Source organism: Streptomyces sp. NRRL WC-3549 (assembly GCF_000721935.1).
Classification (GTDB): Bacteria; Actinomycetota; Actinomycetes; order Streptomycetales; family Streptomycetaceae; genus Streptomyces.
In genome coordinates this window covers 247565-248200 of record NZ_KL585414.1, presented here as the reverse complement: position 1 = coordinate 248200, position 636 = coordinate 247565, and the positions used below count along the sequence as shown (strand labels likewise).

Below are 636 nucleotides of genomic sequence, written 5' to 3'. Positions count from 1 at the left end.
GGACGACGGCGGCCTGCGGATCGGCGCGACCGTCCGCAACAGCGACCTCGCCGCCCACCCCGCCGTACGCGAACGCTATCCCGTGCTGTCGCAGGCGCTGCTGGCCGGAGCGTCCGGACAACTGCGCAACTCCGCCACCACCGGCGGGAACCTCCTCCAGCGCACCCGGTGCCCGTACTTCCAGGACACCACCAAGCCCTGCAACAAGCGTGCCCCCGGGACCGGCTGTCCCGCCCGGGAGGGCGCCCACCGCGATCTCGCGGTCCTGGGCCATTCGCCGGACTGCATCGCCACCCAGCCCTCGGACATGGCCGTCGCCCTCGCGGCGCTCGACGCCACCGTGCACCTGCACGGGCCCGAGGGGGAACGCGCCGTGCCCGCCACCGAGTTCCACCGGCTGCCGGGCGACAACCCCGACCAGGACACGGTCATCAGGCCGGGCGAGCTCATCACCGACGTGGTGCTGCCGCCGCCTGCCGAGGGGTCCCTCTCCCTCTACCGCAAGGCCCGCGACCGTGCCTCGTACGCCTTCGCGCTGGCCTCCGTCGCCGCCGTCCTGACGGTGCGGGACGGGCGGGTCGCCCACGCCTCGCTCGCCTTCGGCGGGCTCGCGCACCGGCCGTGGCGGGCCCGGGC

At 75.5% G+C, this 636-nt stretch carries 1 protein-coding gene; it reads left to right on the top strand.

The annotated features are described in order from the left end of the window. On the top strand, nt 1–636 hold a 636-nt coding region (locus tag IH13_RS0122455; RefSeq protein ID WP_031087175.1), incomplete at both ends, for an FAD binding domain-containing protein.